Genomic DNA, 16,665 nt, shown 5'->3' with positions numbered 1-16,665 from the left:
GTGGATTCAGACCGTACCGACGTTTTGATAGACGTGCTTCAGCTCGGTGAAGTCCATCAACGCATCGAAGCCGTGCAGGCGGCCGAGGCCGCTCTTGCGATAGCCACCGGTCTCCGCCTCGGCGAACAGCTTGTTATGGTCGTTGATCCATACTGTACCATCGCGGAGCGCCCGGGCCACGCGCAAGGCGCGGGCACCGTCCCGCGTCCAGACACTGGCGGACAGTCCGAACTCAGTGTGATTGGCCCGCGCCACCGCTTCCGCCTCGTCCTCGAAGCTCTCCAGCACCAGCAACGGGCCGAAAATTTCCTCCTGGCAGAAGAAGGCGCCGCTGTCGCGGTGATGGATCAGGCTCGGCAACAGGAAGGCGCCGTCCCGCAGGGCGGGATCGCCCGGCTGGCCGCCGGCGAGGATCACCTGGTCGCAGCTCTGCTCCGCTTCATCCATGCGGCGGCCCACCAGATCCCGGGCCCGGTGGTCGATCAGCGGACCGATGCGGCTGTCCGGTTGCAGGCCGTGGCCCAGGGGCAGGGCGGTCAGGGCCCCGCGCAGGGCCTTCTTCATGGCCTCCAGCCGGCTGGCGTGCACCAGCACCCGGCGCGCCGCCGTGCATTGCTGCCCGGAAATAATGGTGGCCGCCGCCGCCAGCTGCGGCGCGATGGCGTCCACGTCCGCGTCCTCGAACACCAGGCAGCAGGACTTGCCGCCCAGTTCCAGGGACAGCTTTTTCATGGTCGGCGCCGCGTCCTGCATGATGCGGGTGCCGGTGGCGGTGGAGCCGGTGAAGCTGAGCACGTCCACCCGCGGGCTGGTGACCAGATGGGCGGCGCCCTGGTGGCCACTTTCCATGAACAGGTTGACCACCCCGGCGGGCAGCGCCTCCAGGGCCAGCAGCGGTTCCAGAATGGCGGCGTTGAACAGGGCGGTCTGCGGTGCCGGCTTGACCACCGTGGTGCAGCCCGCCGCCAGGGCCGGGGCCAGGGCGCGGATCAGCAGCACGGCGGGGGCGTTCCAGGGGATGATCAGCCCGGCCACGCCGGCGGGCTCGCGGAACAGGGCTGAGAATTCCCCGGGGGCCACTTCCATGGCCGGGCCCGGGTTGTGCCGGGCGAGCCCGGCGTAATAGAGAATTTCCGAGATGGCGCCGCCGATCTCGCCCAGGGACTGGGCCAGGGGCTTGCCATTCTCGAGGGTCAGCAGGCGCGCCAGCTCATCGCGGCGCGGCTCCAGCGCCGCCGCCCAGGCCAGCAATACCTGCTGGCGCAGCCGGGGATTCTGGCTCCACAGCGGATTGGCGAAGGCCGCCGCGGCGGCTTCCACGGCGGCCCGGGCCTGGGCTTCGCCGCCTTCCGCGAAGGCGCCCAGCCGTTCACCGGTGGCCGGGTCCAGGCTGTCCACCCAGCCGTCGCCGTCGATCCAGTCGCCATTGATGTGATGTCGTACCTGCATGTTGTTGTTCTCCTGGGAGGCATCCCAAAAAAAGGCGCGGCCGCCACCCGCCACGAGGGCGACGACCGGCACCGAGGTTAACGGGAGGGGGCGAGCCGTTGCTGCCAGTCGTCGCCGGCGGGTTCGCTGACGGCGGCAAGATCCACGTCCTGCTCACCGGGAACACGGATGCGCTTGAAGCGCATGGTCGGAGCGTCCAGAGGCACGGTGGCGTCGAAGCCCATCTTCGAGCCGACGCCGTCGCGGGTGGACGGGTCCAGCTTGGAGCCCTGGCTATCGTGTACCAGCACCAGGTCGCGATCGGCCTGGAAGCGGGTGGCCACCGCCCATTCCACTTCATTGGGATCGTGGATGTTGACGTCGGTGTCCACCACCACCACATGCTTGATGTCGTAGTGGCCGCCAAGGGCGCCGAGGATCACATTCTTGCCTTCGCCCTCGGAGCGCTTGTCGATCTGCACGTACAGGTGATAGCGGCACACGCCGCCACGGGCCAGGTGCACGTCACGCACGGACGGGAAGCTGCGCTGCAAATGCGCCAGCATGGTGGCCTCGCGGGGGATGCCGCCGAGCAGCAAATGTTCCAGGCCCCCGCCGACGATGGTGTGGAACATGGGCGCCTGGCGGTGGGTGATGGCGTCCACTTCGATCACGTGCCGTTCGGCGCGCTCGCCGTAGTACTGGGGGAATTCGCCGAAGGGACCTTCCTGCTCGCGGGTGTTGGCCAGCAGCCGGCCCTCGATAACGATCTCCGCCTCGGCGGGCACGCGAATGCGGTTGGTCACGCATTGCGCCACCTTGAGCGGCTCGCCGTGCAGGGCACCGGCGATCTCCAGTTCGTCGTGATCCAGCGGCACGATCGCCTGGGACGCCATCAGGGTGAGCGGATCGTTGCCCACCACCACGGCCACCTCCAGGTCCTCGCCGGCGCTTTCCGTTTCCTGGAAATAGGCCAGGGTGTGGCGCGGCAGCAGCAGGGCGCCCAGCCGGTTGGCGCTGCTCACCTGCAGCCGGTGGATGGACACGTTCTGCACGCCGGTGCGGGGATTGCGGCTGATCAGCAGCCCGGCGGTGATGTAGGCGCCGCTGTCGTGTTCATTGTGGGTGGGAATGGGCAACTGCTTCAGCAGGTCCACGTCCCGATGCACCACTTGCTGGCAAGGGGCGTCGTCCACTTCGCGCCAGGCGATCGGGTTGAGGCTGGCGTCCTGAAAGCGCGCCAGCACGTCGGCGGGGTCCACGCCCATGGCTTCGGCCATCCAGCCCCGGTCGGAAAGCAGACCGGAAATCACCGGAATGGCATGACCGCCGGGTTCGAGAAACAGGGAGGCGCTGTGACTGTCGAGGCGGTTGGCGATGGCGGCCACCTCGAAACGCAGATCGGTACCCGGACGGATCACGCTCAGCCGCCCGCTTTGCTGCAGGTGGTCGAGCCAGCCGCGCAGGCTGGTACCGGGCGGACTGTCCGGCCGGGTCGGGTCGGAGGGCAAGGTGGGCATGTCATCATCCTTTGTCCGTTTTTATTTGCCCGTCATGCTATAAGCCGGTTCCGCCCCTTCCTATTAAGCAATTCTGATGCGCTTCATCAGCGGCGGCGATAACGCCGGCCCGCCTTCCTCGGCATTATGCTGTCCTGCCCCGTGGGAATAAATGCCGCTCCCTTCCATAATGTTCGGTGATTGGACGAATCACTATAAGTTAATGGGCGCCTTTCCAGGCGCTGTGCTAGCGTCCTTTAAGAACAGGAAATCACTAACAACAAATACATGCAAAAAAGGTAGTGTGATGAAAACAACAAGCGTTTGCTTTCGAGCCTTGATCTGCGTTGCTGTCCTGGCATTTAGTACGGTAGTCGGCGCCAAGGAATTGAAGCTCGGTTTGATCGTGCCCGGTGACCACGCCTGGAGCCAGGCGGCCCGGGAAATGGGCAAGGAACTGGAACAACGCACCGACGGCCGTTACAGCGTCACCCTGTTCCCCGCCGGCCAGCTCGGCAGCGAAGCGCAAATGCTTCAGCAAATGCAGACCGGCGCCCTGGATATGTCCTTTATGACCGTGGCCCAGGTGGTCAACCGGGTGCCCGACTTCGGCGCCCTGTTCGCGCCCTATCTGGTGGACAACGAAAAGCAGGCGGATCAACTGCTCAAGGGGCCCGCCGCCCAGGGGCTGCTGGAAAAACTGCCGGTCAAGACCGGCACCGTGGGCCTGGGCTACGGCGTGGCCGGCATGCGCATGATGCTCAACGCTTTCCCCTCCGACGATCTGGCTTCCCTGCAAGGCCGCAAGATCCGCATCACGCCGTTCCCGCCGGTGCAGGATTTCTACCGGTTGCTGGGCGCGGTCTCCACCCCCATGCCGCTCACCGATGTCTACGACGCCCTGGCCAACGGTCAGGTGGACGGCGTCGACGCGGACCTGGAACTGGTTTGGAAACTGCGTCTCTATGAACGCGCCAAAACGCTGCTGCTCAGCGGCCATATGATGTTTCCGGTGGTGGGCCTGGTGTCCGGCCGTACCTGGGCCGGCATGAGCGAGGAAGACCGCGACGTGCTGCGCGAACTGACCCGCAAGCATCTGGGCGAACTGGCCGCCTACTACATGGCGTTCGGCGAGAAAACCCGCGCCGATATCGAAAGCGAAGGCGTCAACGTGGTGGAAGCCGGTCCCGATTACTTCGGTGACAAACTGGATCAGTGGGAACAGATCTGGATCAAGAAAGCCCCGGTCCTGTCCGAGCTTCGCAAGGAAGCCGAGGCACTCTGAGCCTTGGCGGGCCGTCGCTCCGGCGGCCCGGTCTCTGAAAGAACCACCGTCAGGAAACTCCCATTATGATTGAGGCGTTGAGCAACGGGTTCGCCCGCGTTGAGCGCGGCGCGGTCCGCCTTCTTGTGGTCGCCCTGCCGATCATGATTCTGGTGAATGTGTTCGGTCGCTTCTTCAAGGCACCGATCTTCTGGCTCGATGAGCTGGCCGTGCTGATGATGGTGTGGCTGGCGATGCTGGGCCTGAGCATTACCCTGAAAAGCCGTGACGCGGTGGCGGTGACGCTGCTCACCGGCGCGGTGCCGCCCACCGCCCGCAAGGTGCTGCAGTTGATCTCGGACCTGGTGGTGCTGGGCTTTTGCGTGGCGCTGATCGCGCTCTGCTACCGCTGGTTCAATCCACTGCTGTTGATGCACAGCGATTTCAATATCGAGACCTTCGCGGCGGACAGTTTCAACTATATCTATCAGGAACCCACCGAAACCCTGGGTGTGCCCAAATTCTGGTTCTGGCTGATCCTGCCGGTGGTGTCGGTAACCAGCAGCGTGCACGCCCTGGCCAACCTGCTGCGCACCTGCCGGACCCCGGGCGTGGCGTTCGTCGATCCTCCCGAAGCACAGCCGGTGGCGGAGTAACTCCATGGTAGCGGTAATCTTTCTCGTCCTGCTTTTTATCGGCGTGCCGATCGCGCTGGTGCTGGCGGTCAGCGCCATGGCCTACATCGTCAGCAGTGACAACGCGGTGCTGTTCCTGTCCTACCCGCAGCAGTTTTTCGGCGGGCTCAGTCAGTACGGCCTGCTGGCCATCCCCCTGTTCATGCTGGTCGGCGAACTGATGAACGAAGGCGGGCTGACCCGGCGGCTGGTGGCCTTCGCGTCCGTGTTCCTCGGTTCCATCCGTGGCGGGCTGGCCTACATCAATATCCTCGCCAATATGATGCTGGCGTCCATCGTCGGCTCCGCCAATGCTCAGGTGGCGGTGATGTCCCAGGTGATGGTGCCGGAGATGCACCGCAAGGGCTACGACCGCAGTTTCGCCACCGCCACCACCGCCGCCGGCGCCTTGCTGGCGCCGGTGATCCCACCGTCCATGCTGTTCGTGATCTTTGGCGTGCTGGCACAGATCTCCATCGGCGATCTGTTTATCGCCGGCATCGTGCCCGGGTTGCTGATGGCGGTGGGCTTCATTCTGGTGATCGCCGTGCTCGGCTTTATTCATGAGTATCCGAGGAACGAGCGGCTGACCCTGCGTCAGGCGCTGCACAACGTGGTGGCCAGCATTCCGTCGCTGAGCGTGCCGGTGGTGATGATCGGCAGCATTGTCGGCGGCCTGGCCACCCCCACCGAGGCCGCCGCCGTGGGCGCCGCCATGGCGGTGCTGGTGGGTCGTTTCGCCCACGGCGAAATGAAGACCGACCGCATGGGCGACATGCTGCTGCGGGTGGCCGTCAACAGCGCCGTGGTGCTGGCCCTGGTGGCGGCGGCGGCGGTGTTCGGCTGGGTGATCATCTATGAGCAGCTGCCCCAGCGGCTGGGCGACCTGATGCAAGGCATGACCTCCGACCCGTTCGTTTATCTGCTGCTGTTGATGGGCCTGCTGCTGATGGTCGGCATGGTGCTGGACGGCATCGCCGCCCTGATCCTGCTGGTGCCCATCGTGCTGCCGGTGGCGCAGTCCGTGTACGGCATCAACCCCTATCACCTGGGCGTGCTGATGTGCATCAACCTGACCCTGGGGCTGCTGACGCCGCCGGTGGGTGCCGCCCTGTATGTGGCTTCCCGGGTCACCGGCTGCAAACCCGGCGACATTATCAAGGCGCTGCTGCCGTTCCTGCTGGTGACGGTACTGGTACTGCTGCTGATCACCTGGATGCCCGATCTGGTCACCGCCTTCCTATAAGGAGAACTGTTATGAATCGCATGAAAAACAAGGTCGTCATCGTCACCGGTGGCGCCCAGGGTATCGGCGCCACCTACGCCCGGGCGCTGGCGGCGGAGGGCGCCGACGTGGCCATCGCCGACGTGCTCGACGGCAGTGCCGTGGCCGCCGAGATCGAGGCCGCCGGGCAACGGGCCCTGTACATCAAAACCGACGTCACCGATCAGGCCCAGGCCCGGACCATGGCGGAAACCGTCAAGGAACGGTTCGGCCGCATCGATGTGCTGGTCAACAACGCCGCCATCTATGCCTCCCTGCAAATGCGTCCGTTCGACCAGATCGACCTGGACGAGTGGGACAAGGTGATGGCGGTGAACGTGCGCGGCCCCTTTGTCTGCGCCCGCGCGGTGGCGCCGGTGATGAAGGCGCAGAATTACGGCCGCATCATCAACATCTCCTCCGGCACGCCGTTCAAGGGCACGCCGGGCATGTTGCATTACGTCACCTCCAAGGGCGCCATCCTGACCCTGACCCGGGGTCTGGCCCGGGAGCTGGGTGAGTTCGGCATCGCCGTCAATACGCTGGCCCCGGGGCTGGTGCTCAGCGAAGGGGTGATCGCCAACGAAGCCATGCGCGACACCCTTACCGCGCCGGTACTGGCCAGCCGCGCCCTCAAGCGCGACCAGATGCCGGACGATCTGATCGGGCCGCTGCTGTTTCTGGCGTCCGACGACAGCGCCTTCATGACCGGCGAGACCGTGGTGGTGGACGGCGGATCGGTGATGCACTGATCCCTTGCCGGCGCCGGCGCCTCCATACCTCCGTCATCAATAAGATCAATAAGCATTCCAACAAAGCACGATGGGAGCGGAACATGAAACCCAGTAGAGAAGAAGTCATCGTCAAAAAGTCCCACGCTTTTCGTGAGCAATATCGGGCGTCCACGCCCGCCTGGTACCGGGGCGAAATGCACCTGGCGTTTACCCTGGTATTCACTTTTGGCGTAATCCTGTTTTGCGCCACCCGCCTGCACGACACCACCTGGCCGGAATGGCTGCTGGTGGTGGTGCCCATGCTGGTGTTCGGCAACTGGGCGGAGTGGGCCGGGCACCGCTACCTGCTGCACAGCCCGCGCAGCCTGTTGAAGTCCGCCTACAAGCGGCATGTGGCCACCCACCACCAGTTCTTTTCCCACCGTACCCTGGATTACCACGGCCAGCGCGACTGGCGGGCGCTGCTGTTCCCGCCGTTCGCGCCGGTGCTGTTCGTCGGCGCCGCCGTGCCGCCGGCCCTGTTGCTGGGCATGCTGTGGTCGGCCAACGCCGGTTATATCGCGGTACTGACCATGGCCGCCTACTTTCTCATGTACGAAGGTCTGCACACCGCCTCGCACCTGGAGCATCCGATTCTGGACCGCCTGCCGCTGGTGAACACGGTGCGGCGCATGCACGTGCTGCACCATAATCCGGACTTCATGCACACCCACAATTTCAACCTGACCTTCCCGCTCTGCGATGCCCTGTTCGGCACCAGTGACCTGAACAAGGGCGTGGTCGGCACCCTGTTCAACGGCCAGTCCGATGACGCCCGCAAGCCGGAGATTCAGGCCAAGCTGGATGCGCAGAAGCAGCCCCGACCGGAGCGCGGCGCACCGGCGGGTGAGTGACCTTCAGTGTTCCATCAGCCGGGGTTCCGCCAGCCGGGCATATGCGAGCAGATGCCCGGTTTCGCCCCCACCCGGGGCCGCCATGGCCATGGCCTTGCGGCGGAACAGGCCGATATCGTGCTCGTCGGAAAAGCCGATGGCGCCGTGGCATTGAATGGCTTCGGCGGTGATCCGCAGCGCGCCGGCACCGGCCTGGGCCACCGCGGCGCGCGCCGCGGCGGCCTGCCGGTCGGTGTCCCGTGCCAGGCACGCTTCCGTGAGCAGTGCCCGGGCGGCGATCAGATCCACGTGGCAGGTCGCCATCCGGTGCTGTAACGCCTGAAAAGTGCCCAGAGCGCGACCGAACTGGTTGCGCAAGCGCAGATAATCGAGGGTGATATCCAGCGCCGCCTCGGCCAGGCCATTCAGGTAAGCGGCCCGGGCCAGCCATTGCAGATCGCGGCCATCGGCGAAGGCGGCCCGCGCCTTGTCATTCTCGGCAAGCCGGGGCGCGTCCCGCCATACCGACGGCGACAGGACCAGGCGGGTGAGGCTGCCGCCGTCCACGCAGCTCTGGCGCGTGGCCTGGATACCGGCCTGCTGCTCGCCCAGCATCACCAGCCGGGCGCCGTCCCGATCCTCAACCAGAACCATCAGGTCGCTGCCCGGCGGGCACTCCGGAATGTCGTTGATGATCGAGGATTCCCCCGGCGCCAGCGGCTCCGGGAACAGCACCACGTTACGGTCTCCACGCAGCAGGGCGGCCAGGGCCCGGTCGGCGTTGTCGCCGGCGCAGGCGGACAGGGCCTGCGCCGACGCCACCGCGCCGATCAGCGGGTCGGGCAGCAGATAGCGGCCGGCCATGGCCGCCAGCGCGCAGGTCGGGTGCCAGCCCATGCCGGCGCCGCCCCGCGCCTCGGGCACGGCGATACCGAACCAGCCCGGTTCGGCGAAGCGCGCCCGCTGATCGGCATCTTCATGGAAGCGCGGGTTGTCCTTGGCGTCTCGTGCACGGGCCAGGCCGCCGAGGCGTTCGGCGAACTGACGCAGACTGTCGGCCACCAGGGTGGCGTCGCTATCGGGGCGGTGGGTCATGACCGGGCTCCGGCGGGCAGATTCAGGGTCTTCTGGGCGATCAGGGTACGTTGGATTTCATTGGTGCCGCCGTAGATGCTGAGGCGATGGGACTGCAGAAACATTTCGCTGTAATCCAGGGTCAGCGCGCCGTCGCGGCGCGGATCGCGGAGCGCCGCCGAAGCACCGGCCAGCCGCTGCAGAGTGTCGAGGGTACGCTGCACGGTCTCCGTGGCCAGCACCTTGAGGCTGGAGCAATCCGCCGGCCGGCCGTCGTCGAGAGCCTCGGCGGCGGCCAGGTAGGCGGCGATCACCGCCTCGGTCTCGACCTCGGCCCGGGCGATGCGCTCGCGCAGCGGGCCCCGGGCGGTTTCGCGGTGTTCGACCGAGGCGGCCAGGTGACGCAGCCGGGTCAGCGCTTTCAACGCGAGGGCCGGGGAGCCCAGCCGTAGACGTTCTTCGTCCAGCAGCGCGGTGGCCACCGACCAGCCCTCGTTCAAATTGCCCACCACCTGATCCACCGGCACCCGCACGTCGTCGAAAAAGACCTCGCACAGCTCGTCGTCCCCGGCCAGGGTGGTGATCGGGCGGCGGGTGATGCCCGGCGAGGCCAGGTCGATGAGTACGAAGGTGATGCCTTCCTGGCGCCGGCGGCCCTTGCCGGTGCGGATCAGCGCGAACATCCAGTCCGCGTGGTGACCCCAGGTGGTCCAGATCTTGTGGCCGTTGATCACCAGGGTGTCGCCGTCCAGCTCGCCCTTGGTGCGCAGGCTGGCCAGGTCCGAGCCGGCGCCCGGTTCCGAATAGCCCTGACACCAGATCACGTCCCCGTTCAGGATCGCCGGCAGATGACGGGCCCGTTGCCGTTCACTGCCACGGTGCATCAGCAGCGGACCGATATGGTTCAGGCCCTGGGTCGGCAGGTCCGGGGCGCCGGCCCGCGCCATCTCCTCCATCAGAATCACCTGCTCCACGGGCGTGGCCCCCAGCCCGCCGTGTTCCCGGGGCCAATGGGGCGCGATCCAGCCATGGGCCGCCAGGGTGCGGTACCAGGCCATGGCCTGGTCCGGCGGCGGACGGAAGGTAAGGTGCCGCAGCGAATCGGGCAGGGTATGGGCCAGCCAGGCGGCGATGTCGGCGCGCCAGCGGGCTTGTGCTTCGGTCTCTGCTCTCAGCATATTTCTGCTCTCGGAAGGGTCGCTTCCCGATGACGGCCGTCAGGCCTGTCGGGCCTGGGGGTCTTGCGCCAGCGCGCGTTCGCGCAATACCGGCTTGAGCACCTTGCCCAGCGGAGTACGTGGCAGGGCGTCGACGAAGTACAGATATTTGGGCTTCTTGTAGCCGGCCAGGCGCTGACGGGTGTGCTCGATCAGTTCCGTCTCGGTGACCGTGAGGCCAGGCACCGCCTCCACGAACGCCACCACCGCCTCGCCGAAGATCGCATCGGGAATGCCGATCACCGCCGCGTCGGCCACCGCCGGATGCTCCACCAGCGCCTGCTCCACTTCCTTGGTGTAGATGTTGAAGCCGCCGGACAGCACCATGTCCTTTTTACGGTCGACGATGTACAGGTAGCCGTCGGTGTCGAAGCGCGCCATATCCCCGGTGTGCAGCCAGCCGTCGGTGAGAGCGGCGGCGCTTTCCTCGGGGCGGTTGAAGTAGCCTTGCATGGTGGTGAACCGCCCGGGGGTGCCCGAGCGCACCAGCATTTCGCCCACTTCCCCCACCGACACCTGCGCCCCCTGGGCGTTGACCAGCTTGACCTCCACGCCGGGCGTGGGCCGGCCCACGGAGCCCGGGTGGGAGAACTGCTCATCGTGTTCCAGGCTGGTGACCGAGCCCACTTCGGTCATGGCGAAGAACGAGTGCAGACGGATCGCCGGCAGCAGTTCGATCAGTCGGCGTTTCAGGTCCACCGGGAACGCCTCGCCGGTGACGATCAGGTGGCGCAGGCTGCCACACCGACCGGCCTGCTCCTCGAGCAGCGGCATCAGCATGCGGCAGATGGTGGGCACCATTCCCAGAGCGGTCACCTGTTCCCGCTCAATCGCCTCGATGGCGCCGGCGGGGTCGAAGCGGTCCATGACGATCAGCGTGGCGCCCAGCAACAGCGCGTTGAGCATGCGCGCCAGCCCGGTGCGGTGGGCCAGGGGCGTGGTGACCAGGAAACGGTCATCGCGATCCAGCCCCCACTCGATGGCGTTCAGAAAGCAATGCTGAACAATCAGATTGGCGTGGGTGATCAGCGCGCCTTTCGGCCGGCCGGTGGTGCCCGAGGTGTACATGATCATGCAGGCCTCGGCGTCCAGCGGCACCTCGGGCAGGGTTTCGTCGTTGGCGCGGTTCAGCTCGGCCCAGTCGAGGCAGTCGTCCACCGGCGCGCCCACCGCCACCCATCCAACCCCGGTGTGCCGCTCGCGAAGCGCCGCCAGGGCCGGGGCCTGGTCGGCGTGAAACAACACCAGTACCGGCTCGCTGTCGTCGATGAAGTAAGCCAGCTCCTGGGCGGTCATCCGGGTGTTGACGGGTACCACCACGGCGCCCACCGCGAAGGCGGCGAACACCGCCTGCACGAACTCGATGCCGTTGGGCAGATAGACCAGCACCCGCTGGCCCGGGGCGGCGCCGTGCTGGCGCATGCCGAGCGCCAGCGCGCGGGCCTGGCGATAAAGCTCGCCGTAGGTAACGCGTCGCCCGCCGATGACCACCGCGGTTTTTTCCGGCGAGCGGCGGGCGTGCGCCTGCAGGATGGTGTCCTGACGCATAATTCAGTGCTCCGACAAGATAAGGAGGTCCGGATCAGGCCCGGGTCAGGGCGAACGCCGGGTAGGGCTGGCCGTCGGACAACGCGTCCCAGACCAGATGAACCGGTTTGCCGATCGCCAGCTCTTGCGGCTCGCAGTCGACGATATTGGCGATCAGGCGCACGCCCTCGTCGAGCTCCACGGTGGCCACGCACAGCGGCAGCCTGCCGTCCAGGCCCGGCCCGGGGATGCGCACCACGGTGCAGGCGTAAATCACGCCGTCGCCCTTGACCGGTCGCCACTCCAGGGTGCGGCGTCCGGTAAAAATCGACACCGGGCGGGGGTAATGCTGAAAGCGCCGCGCTTCGGTGCAGTACTGCATCATCAGCCGGCCGTCCCGCGTCGCCTCCCAGAACGGTTGGGTGTCCACGTAGGCGTTGGCGCGCGGTGTCGGTCGTTGCATCGGTTTGCTGTCCATGGTCAGGCCTCCAGAATCATGGCGGAGCTGGTGCCCCAGTTGCGGGCGTAGGGGATGACGCCGATGCCGGTGACCAGCGCATTGCGGGCATCGTCCACCTGGGTGGCGCCGCCTTCCCCGAACAGTTGCCGCACCGCTTCGGCCAGGTTGAGGCCGCCGCTGGCGAGGCCCGGCTGGCCGGCGGAGATCTGCCCGCCGCCGGTATTCAGGGGCAGGGCGCCCCGGTGGGACAGATCGGTACGCAGCACGAAGTCGGAGGCTTCGCCCTTGGCGCAGAAGCCGAACGCTTCCAGCTGCATCAGAATGGCGATGGTGAAATCGTCATAGGGTTGGAACATGCGGATCTCGGACGGCGTCAGGCCGGCCTTGCGCAGCAGCGCCGGGCCGATGCGGTCGAACCCGGATTCGGTGATGTCCGGCGTCGACTGGTTGCCATTGACGTTGGTGACCTCGGCGTAGGCCACCGGATAGGCGACACGGGTGAGGCCCAGCTGTTCGGCCCGTTTCTCGCTCATCACCAGGAAGGCATTGGCGCCGTCGCAGAACATCACGCTGTCCAGCAATCGCAACGGATCGGCGATCACCCGGGACGCCAGATAGTCGTCCATGCTCAGCGGCTTCTTGAACTTGGACAGCGCATTGGGATTGTGCAGAGCGTGCTCGCGCTGGGTGATGGCGATCTTGCCCAGGGCCTCCGGTTTCAGATCGTACTGGTGGGCGTAGCGGCTCATCAGCAGGCCGAAGGTGGCCGGCGGGCCCTGCACACCGGGCGGGTCCTGGAACTCGCCGCGAAAGGCGCCGTAGTTGGCCCGCCAGTCGGTGCTCGGCGCGTCCGCCGACAGCACCAGCGCGATGTCGCAACTGCCGTCGCGGATCGCCGACATGGCGCGGGCCACGCCGCCGGTGGCGGAACAGCCGCCCATGCCGCCCAGATTCAGCCAGGTCGGCGTCAGCCCCAGGGCCTCGCACATATAGACCGCATAGAACGGGTTGGACGCCTCGCTGAGCGCGGTGGTCACCGACAGACCGTCGATCAGATCCTTGTCGATGCCGGTGCGCTCCAGCAGAGCATCCAGCGCTTCGCCGGCGAAGTCGTAGGCACTGCGGCCGCTTTTGTAAAGCACCGGCGTTTCCGCATAGCCGGCGATGACGATGTCTTTCTGTTTCATGGTGGTTACTCCCCGCGGAACGACGGGCTGCGTTTGGCGCCGAACGCCGCCAGCCCCTCGTCCCGGTCGTGACTGAAATAAAGCATGAAGGACAGGTCGCCCTCGGCGTCCATGGCCTGGGGCAGCGGCTGGTCCAGCCCCTGGTCGATGGCCAGCTTGCTGAACATCACCGACAGCGGCGCCGCGGCGCTGATGCCGGCGGCCAGTTCGCGGGCTTTGTCGAGCGCCGCGCCAGCCTCGGTGACGTGGTTGACCAGCCGGTATTCCAGCGCTTCACGGGCGTTCAGCCGGCGCCCGGTCCAGATCATCTCCTTGGCCAGGGCGGCGCCGACGCGGCGCGGCAGGGTGGCGGTGCCACCGCCGCCGGGCATCATGCCAAGACGTGCCTCCGGCAAGCCCAGCCGGGCGTTCTCGCCGGCCACCAGCAGATCCCCCAGCAACGCCAGTTCCAGGCCGCCGCCCAGGGCGTACCCTTCGATCACCGAGATCACCGGCTTGCTGTAGCGCTGCAGTTGGCGGAACAGTTGATTGACCGGCCGCGCGGTGCGGCGGCGCCGATAGAAGTCGAAATACTGGTGCGCCTCGATGGTGAAGCCGCTGGTGTCGATGCCGGCGCAGAAGGCTTTCTCGTTGCCCTGGATCAGCACGCAACTCACCGAGCGGTCCTGTTCCACCTCGGCGAGCACGGTGGCGATCTCGGTGGCGGTTTGATCGCGCAGGGTGTTCATCTTCGCCGGGCGGTTCAGGGTGATCTCCACCCAGCCCTCGCGCCGCTCGATCTGTATATCTTCGTAGCTCATGACAGGTCCTGATTTTCAGAGTAATTCGGATCGTGGTCCGCCGATTCCGTGTCGCCGCCGATGGCCTGGGCGATCTGCTCATGCAGGTCGGCCAGTGCGCGGGGATCGCGGCGGGTCTGTTCGCTGACGCTGAGCGCCAGGCAGACGCGCGCCGGCGCGTCCAGCACATAGATGCGGTCGGCGATGTCCAGGGCGTCCTCGATGCGGTGGGTCACGAACACGCAGGTCTTGCCCACCTCGCGCACGATGCGGGAGAAATCCCGGCGCAAAACCTGGGAGGTCACGTGGTCCAGCTGGCTGAACACCTCGTCGAGGAAAATCAGCTCCGGATCCACCGCCAGGGCCCGTGCCAGAGACACCCTCTGGCGCATGCCGCCGGACAATTCGTGCACGTATTTGTGCTCGGCGCCTTCCAGCTTTACCCGCGCCAGCCAATGCAGCGCGGCCTCGCGGGCCTGGGATTTGGAGTGGTTGAGGATCAGCAGGCCCAGTTCGGCGTTCTCCACCGCCGTGCGCCAGGGCAGCAGGCGATCGGTCTGAAAGGCCACCGCCATCTTGCCGCGCAGGGCGTCGAACTCGCTGGACGGGTCCACGCCGCCCACCCGCACGGTGCCGTGGTCCGGGGCGATGGTGCCCATGGACAGGCTCATCACCGTGCTTTTGCCGGCGCCGGTGCGCCCCAGCAGGGCCACGATTTCACCGCGCCGAACGGTCATCGAAAGCTGGTCCACGGCAACGAAGTCACCAAAATGCTTGCAGACGTCGCGCATCTCTATAAAGGCATCGCCGTGGGTCGTCGTGGTTGGATTCGCTGTCGGGTTCATCGTACTTTCGCCTCCGCGCGCCATTTAAGAACGTGCCGTTCCACCAGGTTGAGCAGCGACTGCAGCACCAGATTGAGAACCACCAGCAGGAAGGTCCAGGCCAGCACATAGTCGATACGGAAGGTCGATTGGGCGAGACTCATGCGCGAGCCCACGCCCACCGCCGACGCCACCAGTTCCGCGAAAATCACCATGCGGATCGCATAGCCGATCACCGATTTGGTGGTCATGAAGACGTACTGAACGATGTGCGGTATCACCAGATAGCGCATCAGCTGCCAGCGCGAAGGGCGAAAGCTCTCCATCATGTCGACCCACTCCCTGGGCATGGAGCGCACCCCTTCGTAGACGTTGAGCGCGTAGAAGGGCAGCAGGATCACGGTGAGGATAAAAAAGATGCGCGCTTCCGGGTCCTTGAACCAGAACACCGCCACCAGCATCCAGGACAGCGCCGGAATACCGGTGTCGATGATCACCAGCGAATTCAGATACGGGCCGAGACGTCGGGAGGTGCCCATCAGCAGCCCGATCAGCACACCGACGAACATGGAGAAGGCCACCGCCGCCGCCAGCCGCAGCAGCGTCACCGACACGTGGTGCCAGTCGCTGGTCAGCAACTCCAGCACCGCCTGGCCGACCACCAACGGGGACGGCATGATGAACGGCGGCACGAAGCGGCTGGCCACTTCCATGGCCAGAATCAGCAACACCGACACCACGCCCAGGGCGGTCAGGTCGCGGCGCCGGCCGGGTCGGGCCGCCGGCCGCGCGGCGGCGCGCACGCTCGGGCGCGAAGGGTTGAGGGGTGAGGCGGTCCGCGCGGGCTGGCTCATACCGCGAAGAACCCGTCGTCCAGCTCGCGCGGCAGGGAACCGTTACGGATCAGGAAGCCGGCGGCGGTGCGCACCGCGTCGCGACCGTCCGGGGTGGCCATGGAGAGGTGCTTGAGCGCCATGCGACCGGAGGTGATCGCCAGCTTCAGCACTTCGGGCGGGAAGCCGGAGCGCTCGGCGGTCAGGCCGACGGCTTCGTCCACGTCGCCCATGATGCCGTTGACGCAGGCACCGAATGCCTGGTCCAGCCGCTGCACCAGTTCCGGGTCGCGCTCGGCCACTTCCCGGCGCACGGCGATACCGAAGTAGGGCAGTTCCTTGCCAAGGCGCTTGCGGTACTCGTCGCCGGCGTTGTACAGCACCCGCATGTCCGGGGCCTTGACCAGGCCGGCGCTGATGTTGGGTTCCCAGGACAGCACCGCGTCGGCGCGGTCGGCCATCGCCAGGGTGACGGCGGCGGCCGGGTTATCCACGTTCTGAACCCGCATGTACTGTTCCAGATCGATGTCATGCAGCTCCTTGATCACCGCGCGCATCATCCGGTAGGTGCCGCTGGATTGAGGCGCCGCGAAGATCTTGCCCTTGAGCGCTTCCAGGGTGCCCTCGCCGCCGCTCGGGGTGAGGATATTGATCATGCTGCCGGTGCTGATGCCGCACACGAACTGCACTTTCACGCCGGCCAGGTAACGAGCGGCGAAAGTGTCCCAGCTGCCGATACAGACGTCGTAATTTCCCGCGATAAAGTCGTTATAGTAGGTACCCACGGAGGCGTAAGTGGTAGGTTCGCGGAGATTAAGCCGGTATTCCTTGTCCAGCCCCTTGGCGCGCAGATATTCCGAAATAAGAATGGTGAAGCCGGGCATCAGATTGGCCCAGCTGAGGCTGGCCGCCTGGGCGCGGGTGAGCGCGGGAACGCCGAGGCTGGACGCGCACAGACCGAAGGCCAGGCTCTGGGCCGTGCCGCGAAGAAACTGTCGCCGGTTGAGGTTTTGCATAATGTTCTCCGAG

At 66.2% G+C, this 16,665-nt stretch carries 16 protein-coding genes; 5 read left to right on the top strand and 11 right to left on the bottom strand.

The features are described from left to right. Nucleotides 1-6: 6 nt before the first annotated feature. Both ACLD0W_RS16045 and ACLD0W_RS16040 read right to left on the bottom strand, forming a co-directional pair. Nucleotides 7-1,449, bottom strand: a complete 1,443-nt coding sequence (locus ACLD0W_RS16045) for an aldehyde dehydrogenase family protein (RefSeq protein WP_410308491.1) — start codon at nucleotides 1,447-1,449, stop codon at nucleotides 7-9. A 77-nt stretch (nucleotides 1,450-1,526) separates the two neighbouring features. Then, complete coding sequence (locus tag ACLD0W_RS16040) at nucleotides 1,527-2,948, bottom strand: UbiD family decarboxylase (protein ID WP_410308490.1); 1,422 nt, start codon at nucleotides 2,946-2,948, stop codon at nucleotides 1,527-1,529. Between the two features lie 379 nt (nucleotides 2,949-3,327). Here ACLD0W_RS16040 and ACLD0W_RS16035 point away from each other — a divergent pair, with 379 nt between their 5' ends. The 5 genes from ACLD0W_RS16035 to ACLD0W_RS16015 all read left to right on the top strand — a co-directional run bounded on the left by ACLD0W_RS16035 (nucleotide 3,328) and on the right by ACLD0W_RS16015 (nucleotide 7,756). Further along, complete coding sequence (locus ACLD0W_RS16035) at nucleotides 3,328-4,212, top strand: TRAP transporter substrate-binding protein (protein WP_410308489.1); 885 nt, start codon at nucleotides 3,328-3,330, stop codon at nucleotides 4,210-4,212. Between the two features lie 65 nt (nucleotides 4,213-4,277). Further along, entirely contained in the window at nucleotides 4,278-4,847 is a 570-nt protein-coding gene (locus ACLD0W_RS16030) for a TRAP transporter small permease (protein ID WP_410308488.1), read from the top strand. Nucleotides 4,848-4,851: 4 nt separating this feature from the next. After that, the gene (locus ACLD0W_RS16025) at nucleotides 4,852-6,111 is read left to right on the top strand and encodes a TRAP transporter large permease (protein WP_410308487.1); all 1,260 of its coding nucleotides are present in this window, start codon (nucleotides 4,852-4,854) and stop codon (nucleotides 6,109-6,111) included. 11 nt (nucleotides 6,112-6,122) lie between these two features. After that, nucleotides 6,123-6,881 carry an SDR family NAD(P)-dependent oxidoreductase gene (locus tag ACLD0W_RS16020; protein ID WP_410308486.1) on the top strand — a complete coding sequence of 253 codons (759 nt, stop codon included), beginning with the start codon at nucleotides 6,123-6,125 and terminating at the stop codon, nucleotides 6,879-6,881. A gap of 83 nt (nucleotides 6,882-6,964) precedes the next feature. Then, nucleotides 6,965-7,756: a sterol desaturase family protein gene (locus tag ACLD0W_RS16015; protein WP_410308485.1), complete on the top strand. Its 792-nt coding sequence runs from the start codon at nucleotides 6,965-6,967 to the stop codon at nucleotides 7,754-7,756. A gap of 3 nt (nucleotides 7,757-7,759) precedes the next feature. Here the strand turns inward: ACLD0W_RS16015 and ACLD0W_RS16010 are convergent, their stop codons facing one another. The 9 genes from ACLD0W_RS16010 to ACLD0W_RS15970 all read right to left on the bottom strand — a co-directional run bounded on the left by ACLD0W_RS16010 (nucleotide 7,760) and on the right by ACLD0W_RS15970 (nucleotide 16,652). Then, the gene (locus ACLD0W_RS16010; RefSeq protein ID WP_410308484.1) at nucleotides 7,760-8,830 is read right to left on the bottom strand and encodes an acyl-CoA dehydrogenase family protein; all 1,071 of its coding nucleotides are present in this window, start codon (nucleotides 8,828-8,830) and stop codon (nucleotides 7,760-7,762) included. Continuing rightward, nucleotides 8,827-9,987 carry an acyl-CoA dehydrogenase family protein gene (locus ACLD0W_RS16005; RefSeq protein WP_410308483.1) on the bottom strand — a complete coding sequence of 387 codons (1,161 nt, stop codon included), beginning with the start codon at nucleotides 9,985-9,987 and terminating at the stop codon, nucleotides 8,827-8,829. The genes ACLD0W_RS16010 and ACLD0W_RS16005 overlap by 4 nt, the downstream gene beginning before the upstream one ends. A 39-nt stretch (nucleotides 9,988-10,026) precedes the next feature. Beyond that, nucleotides 10,027-11,574 carry a class I adenylate-forming enzyme family protein gene (locus tag ACLD0W_RS16000; protein ID WP_410308482.1) on the bottom strand — a complete coding sequence of 516 codons (1,548 nt, stop codon included), beginning with the start codon at nucleotides 11,572-11,574 and terminating at the stop codon, nucleotides 10,027-10,029. A gap of 34 nt (nucleotides 11,575-11,608) precedes the next feature. Next, on the bottom strand, nucleotides 11,609-12,031 hold the full coding sequence (locus ACLD0W_RS15995) for a Zn-ribbon domain-containing OB-fold protein (protein WP_410308481.1): 423 nt from the start codon (nucleotides 12,029-12,031) through the stop codon (nucleotides 11,609-11,611). Between the two features lie 2 nt (nucleotides 12,032-12,033). Next, entirely contained in the window at nucleotides 12,034-13,200 is a 1,167-nt protein-coding gene (locus ACLD0W_RS15990; RefSeq protein ID WP_410308480.1) for a thiolase family protein, read from the bottom strand. A 5-nt stretch (nucleotides 13,201-13,205) separates the two neighbouring features. Next, nucleotides 13,206-14,000: an enoyl-CoA hydratase/isomerase family protein gene (locus tag ACLD0W_RS15985; protein WP_410308479.1), complete on the bottom strand. Its 795-nt coding sequence runs from the start codon at nucleotides 13,998-14,000 to the stop codon at nucleotides 13,206-13,208. Beyond that, nucleotides 13,997-14,716, bottom strand: a complete 720-nt coding sequence (locus ACLD0W_RS15980) for an ABC transporter ATP-binding protein (protein WP_410308478.1) — start codon at nucleotides 14,714-14,716, stop codon at nucleotides 13,997-13,999. The genes ACLD0W_RS15985 and ACLD0W_RS15980 overlap by 4 nt, the downstream gene beginning before the upstream one ends. Nucleotides 14,717-14,820: 104 nt before the next feature. Beyond that, nucleotides 14,821-15,657, bottom strand: a complete 837-nt coding sequence (locus tag ACLD0W_RS15975) for an ABC transporter permease (protein WP_410308477.1) — start codon at nucleotides 15,655-15,657, stop codon at nucleotides 14,821-14,823. Next, nucleotides 15,654-16,652 (bottom strand): ABC transporter substrate-binding protein, encoded by a 999-nt coding sequence (locus ACLD0W_RS15970; protein WP_410308476.1) that lies wholly within the window; start codon nucleotides 16,650-16,652, stop codon nucleotides 15,654-15,656. Before ACLD0W_RS15970 ends, ACLD0W_RS15975 begins: the two co-directional genes overlap by 4 nt. Nucleotides 16,653-16,665 lie beyond the last annotated feature (13 nt).

Source organism: Alloalcanivorax sp. C16-1 (genome assembly GCF_046507805.1).
Lineage (GTDB): Bacteria > Pseudomonadota > Gammaproteobacteria > Pseudomonadales > Alcanivoracaceae > Alloalcanivorax.
The sequence above is the reverse complement of the archived record's forward strand: the minus strand, read 5'-3'. Positions and strand labels throughout refer to the sequence as shown.